Below are 5692 nucleotides of genomic sequence, written 5' to 3'. Positions count from 1 at the left end.
CCTGGAGAACCACGGGCACGGCGTGGGCGTATGAGTATCAGCTTCGGGAGACGGGCATTTTGAAGGCGCCTCAGCTTACACTGCTTGAAAGCAACCAGTAAAAAATAAATATACAGAATAGAGGAAGATGGGAGCAATGATGTATCAGAATCTGATAAAAAAAGCGGCGGACCGTATGGTTTACGGAAATGACAAAAGCTGGGAAATGGATATCGGGCACTTTGACTGGGGTCCGGGTGTAGGCTTGTACGGCATCTGGCAGGCTTATCAGGCAACCAAAGACGGCAGATATCAGGAAGCCCTTGTCCGCTGGGCAGATAAGCATATCGGGGAGGCAGGGGAGAAGCGGACCATCAACTCTGCCGCTCCTTGTCTCACCCTTTGGGAGCTTTACAAAAGTACGGAAAAGGAAGCATATAAGCAGGTTTGTGTGGATACTGCAGAATATTTAACGAAGGAGGCTCCCCTTACGGTGGACGGCGGCCTGGAGCATACGGTGACAGAGGATGTACCTGGAATGAAGGAACAGATGTGGGCGGACACCCTGTTTATGGCCTGTATTTTTCTGGCAAGATTCGGAAGGGACACAAAAAATGCAGAGCTTGGAGCCTTTGCAGTCAATCAGTTAAAGCTTCACTATCAATATTTGTGGGACGAAGAAAAGGAGCTGTTTTTCCACGGCTGGCACGGGCAGAGGAGAGATCATATGAGCGGCGTACACTGGGGCCGGGCCAATGCCTGGATTCTCATCAGCACACTGGAAATCCTGGAGGCTCAGCCGGGCTTTGCAGGCTGTGAGGAAATCATCAGACTTATGAAGCTGCATATTGAGGCGCTTTGCAGATACCAGAGAGAAGACGGCATGTTCGGCACTATTTTGGATGATGAGGACTCTTATGATGAACTTTCTGCAAGCGCGGGAATTGCCTGTGGTCTTTTGATGGCGGCAAGACTGGGGTATTGTGAAGCAGCCGGTATGACGCCAAAGGAGGTGCAGGCGGTAAAAGAAGCGGGACTGCTTACCTGCAGGATGCTTCCGAATTACCTTTCAGAGGACGGCAGTGTAACGGGAGTTTCCACGGGAACCCCCATTATGGCGGACGCTAAGGCATATAAGGAGATTGCACGGGGCACTACACTTTATGGCCAGGCCCTGGCAGTCATGGCATTTTGTGAATGTGAAAAATTGAACTGATATCCGTTTCAGCGGACAAGGAATGGAGGTAAAAATGATTTTTTTAAAGGATGGGGAAAAGAGACTGTTTGAAAGGATTTTAAACCGGATGGATCAGTCCTTTGACCCGGTGGAAAATATGATGACGGAGTGGCGCGGCAAAAACGGTTATCACAGCCGCTTAGAGGACTGCAGGGTACACGGCGTGGTGGTTTCTTTGGAGTATGCCTGCGATTTGATGGGAAGAGGCACCTCGGAGGATGTGGAACGGGTGAACCGGATTCTGGAAAAGGTTCTGCCACTGCAGGATAAGAATCCGGAGAGCAAAACCTTTGGTATCTGGCCTTATTTCCTGGAGGAAACCCTGGAGGAAATGGGCATGCCGGACTGGAATATGGCGGATTTTAACGCAAAACGCCTGTACTATCTGCTGCGGGAGCATGCAGACAAGATTCTTCCCCGGCAAAAGAAAGCGGCTAAAGAAGCGCTGGAGCTTGCATGCCAGTCCATCAAGAGGCGGAATGTGGGTCCTGGCTACTCCAATATTTCCATCATGGGCGCTTATGTGGTTATGGCGGGGGGAGAGTATCTGGGCAACACCAAGCTTCAGGAATATGCTCTAAAGCGCATGCGGGAGCTTTATGATTTTAATATGGAGCACGGCGCTTTGCAGGAGTATAACAGTCCGTCCTATACCTTTATTGTACTGTCTGATCTGGCGGCGGTACTCTCTTATATTAAGAACGAAGAGTTTCTTGCCCTTGCAAGAGACCTCAACGATATGGTATGGCGCTGTCTGGCAGAGCATTTCCATTACCGCACAGGGCAGTGGGCAGGACCCCACAGCCGTCTGTACGGAATGCTGCAGAACGACCAGATTCTCATGCAGATACAGCGTGCCCTGGATTATCGTATTACCCTTGTGGACCTTGAAAAAGAGGGACTGGAGGAATGCCTGCCTATGTGCTTTTTTACAGTCAGAAGCCATTGCCCCGAAGCCTTTGTGGACTATTTTGTGCAGGATGCCAGGGAACGTTTCGGATATACCCATTATCTGTGGACCAAGGATAAGAGAGAGGATGATATTGCAGCTTCTTATCTGACGGAGGATTTCACCCTGGGCAGCTTCCAGAAAGCAATATTCTGGAACCAGCGCCGCAGCCATATCAGCTATTTTGGCACCAGACAGGAGCCTGTTTACTGCTGTATGAGATGTCTCCATGATTTTTATGATTATTCCTCGGGACTGCATGTGACGGCCCAGGATAAGAACAGAACCCTTACAGCCTTTGGTTTTGGCATGGACGGCGGAGACGCCCATCCTGATCTGGATAAGGTGCATGAGGGACGTATCAGGGCAAAGGATTTACGCGTACGCTTTGAAATCGGCGGCGGGGTATCCAATGTTTCCATTCGTCAGGAGGGCAGAGAATTCTATGTAAAGATTGGAGAGCGTACCCTTCATATTTCTGTGCCAGCTGCAGTATTAAACGGCAGAGAGGCAAGATGCTGTGTGACGGAGGACAATCACCATGTGGAAGAAACCGGAAACCACAGAGAGGAGTGCAGCGTCAAATGCGTGGACATTGTACTTTATGAAGGGGAAGAGACAGAAATTGACTTTGGCACATTGGAAAGCTGCTTTGGCGTAATCGGCTTTGAGGTGCTGCATTCTAAAGAGGCGCCCGGAGAGCTGCCAAAGGTAGCGGTGGAAGGGGATACCCTTACTGCCGTTATGGGAAACTTGAAGGTGGAAGCGCCTGTGAAGGCTGTTACGCTGCAGGAGCATCTGCATAAAACCAGCGCATGGGTTGAGGGCAGAAATTATCTGGATTTGGTAGAAAAATAGTTTGTGCAGAAAGCTAAAATACCTTTGAAGCACCCGGAAAAAGGAGCGGAGAGAAGCATATGAAATACATCTTGGATATGGTGCACCACAATCCCGGAGAGCCCCCTTTTGAAACGGCATTTTTAAGGCCGGAAAAGCTTAGGGCGTATGGCTTTAACGGACAGGTTTTTAAGCATATTAACTGTGCGGCGCTTTTGGAAGAGTACGACGCCCGGCTTTGGGAGGGCAGGGAGAAGGAGAAGGCTTTTGTAGAGAAGCTGGGAGAGAAGATTATCCGTCAGAACCAGGCGGCTAAAAAGCAGGGGCTGAAGGTCTTTTACCATGTGGATTTGTTTGTGCTTCCCAAGGCTCTTGTGGAGAAGCACGGAGCGGCATTATGCAATCCGGAAACGGGAAAAATAGACATAGACGCTCCGGACACGCTGCGGGTGCATGCAATTCTGCTAAGGGAATTATTCACCAGGTTCCCGGAGGTGGATGGCCTGATTATCAGAGTGGGAGAAACCTACCTGTACGATACCCCTTACCACACGGGCAACAGTCCGATCAGCTTAAACCAATATTCCCGAAAAGAAGAAATGACCAGGGAGGAGCAGGAGGCGGAACGGAAAGGGGAACAGGAGCGGTATGTGAAGCTGCTGCAGTTTTTGCGGCAGGAGGTTTGTGTCAATCATGGAAAGGACCTGATTTTCCGCACCTGGGACTGCTTTCCTGACGGCTTCCATGCAAACCCGGACTATTACAGAGCCGTTACGGACCGCATAGAACCGCACCGGCGCCTGCTGTTTTCCATCAAGCATACGGCTTTGGATTTCTGGCGCCGGGTCAAGGTCAATGAATGCCTTGGCATCGGCAGCCACAGACAGGTGGTGGAGGTGCAGTGCCAGAGGGAATATGAGGGCAAGGGCGCTTATCCCATGTATGTGATGAACGGAGTGATTGATGGATTTCCGGAAAATACTGTGAAAAAGGGATTGTCAGATTTGTCTGACAATCCGCTGATCGCAGGGATATACACCTGGAGCCGGGGCGGCGGCTGGTTTGGCCCCTATATTAAAAATGAACTCTGGTGCGATGTAAACGCCTATGTCATTGCTCAGTTTGCCAAGGACCCGGGCCGCAGGGAAGGGGAAATATTCGAAAGCTATACCACCGAAATTCTGGGAATGGACAAAGAAAACGGTGCATTGTTCCGCAAAATCTGCCTGCTTTCCGGAGAAGCCATTTTGAAAGGAAGATACTGTCAGGCTTTTGACGCACAGTATCGGGAAGCCGCCGTTCCCGTATGCAACTGGATGCGGGATGACAGGCTGGGGGGCGAAAAGCAGCTTGGGCCGGTGAGAGAATATCTGTTAAAGCATCACAAAAAGGAAGAGGCTCTGCAGGAGAAGGAAGAAGCCGTAACACTGTGGAAGAAAATCACAGAGCTGGCAGGCAAAATACAATGCCCGGATAAGAAAACGGAAGAATATATCAAAGTGTCCTGCGAATACGGCTATCGTCTGTTTGGGCTGGTAAATGCGGTCTGGAAGGTGCTGCTTGCGGAGGATGGAGAGGTGGAAACGGCAGTGGAGGAATACGACAATGCCTTGGCCTTTTACCGGGAGCTAGAGGGAAAACCCCAGTGCGCAAGCCTGTACAAGGGGGAATATTTGTATCGCGCAGGAGAAGAAAGAGAGCCGGGGGCAGCGGACATGGTAGAAGCCCGCAGGAGAGAGGTTATGGAGAATGTGAAAAAGAAACAAAAAGAAATGGCCCGGGAGATGCGCGCTCAGCTTGTGGAAAAAATCATTCCATTCTGGTGCAATTTAAAGGACGTGGAGAATGGAGGCTATTACGGTTTGATGGGCTTTGATTTGGAAACGGACAAGGGTGCGGAAAAGGGCTGTATTTTAAACAGCCGTATTCTGTGGTTCTTTTCCAGTGCGGCAGTTTTTTTGCAGGACAAATCTTTACTGGAAGAAGCAGAGCATGCGTACCGGTTTTTGCGGGAGAACTGTCTTGACAGGGAATTTGGAGGGCTGTTCTGGTCTGTGACGGCCAAGGGTGAACCTCTGGATACCACCAAGCATACCTACAACCAGGCCTTTGGCATCTACGCCCTTGCAGCTTACTATCAGGCCTGCAGGGATGAGGAGGCCCTGGAGCTGGCTCTGGAGCTGTACCACCTGATAGAAGAAAAATGCAGGGACGAGGGAGGCTATCTGGAGGCCTTCGCCCGGAATTTTGCAGAAACCTCCAATGAAAAGCTGTCGGGCAACGGCGTGCTTGCACACAGAACCATGAATACACTGCTTCATGTGTTTGAGGCATATACTGGGCTGTACAGAGTGTGGCCCGAAAAAGAGCTGGGAGACAAAATGCGGCAGATTCTGGATATTTTTGCTGGAAAGGTTTACAATCCCGTAAAGCGTAGACAGGAGGTCTTTTTCGACAGGGATTACAACAGCCTTGTGGATATGCAGTCCTATGGCCACGATATTGAAACCTCCTGGCTTTTGGACGAAGGCGTAGAGATTTTGGGGGATGAGGCTTATGCGGAAAAAATCCATCCTATATCCCAGGCCCTTGCAGAGCAGGTGTACGAACAGGGCTTTAACGGCCATTCCCTTGCAAACGAGTGGGCGGAGGGTAAAAGGGACGAACACAGAATCTGGTGGGTGGAAGCA

General features: G+C 50.4%; 3 protein-coding genes. All 3 read left to right on the top strand.

Going from position 1 to position 5692, the window contains the following annotated elements:
* The first annotated feature begins 136 nt into the window (after nucleotides 1-136).
* Nucleotides 137-1195 (top strand): glycoside hydrolase family 88/105 protein, encoded by a 1059-nt coding sequence (locus tag AC1WIP_RS10460; RefSeq protein WP_481141773.1) that lies wholly within the window; start codon nucleotides 137-139, stop codon nucleotides 1193-1195.
* 34 nt (nucleotides 1196-1229) lie between these two features.
* Entirely contained in the window at nucleotides 1230-3023 is a 1794-nt protein-coding gene (locus AC1WIP_RS10455) for a hypothetical protein (RefSeq protein WP_481141772.1), read from the top strand.
* Between the two features lie 59 nt (nucleotides 3024-3082).
* Nucleotides 3083-5692, top strand: a 2610-nt coding sequence (locus AC1WIP_RS10450) for an AGE family epimerase/isomerase (RefSeq protein ID WP_481141771.1), incomplete at its 3' end; no start/stop codon positions are given.

Source organism: Acetatifactor sp. (assembly GCF_982438285.1).
This window is presented reverse-complemented; position numbering and strand designations above follow the sequence as displayed.

Coding starts and splice junctions, on each gene's coding strand:
- AC1WIP_RS10455 (WP_481141772.1), top strand. CDS start 1,230: ATGATTTTTTTAAAGGATGGGGAAAAGAGACTGTTTGAAAGGATTTTA.
- AC1WIP_RS10460 (WP_481141773.1), top strand. CDS start 137: ATGATGTATCAGAATCTGATAAAAAAAGCGGCGGACCGTATGGTTTAC.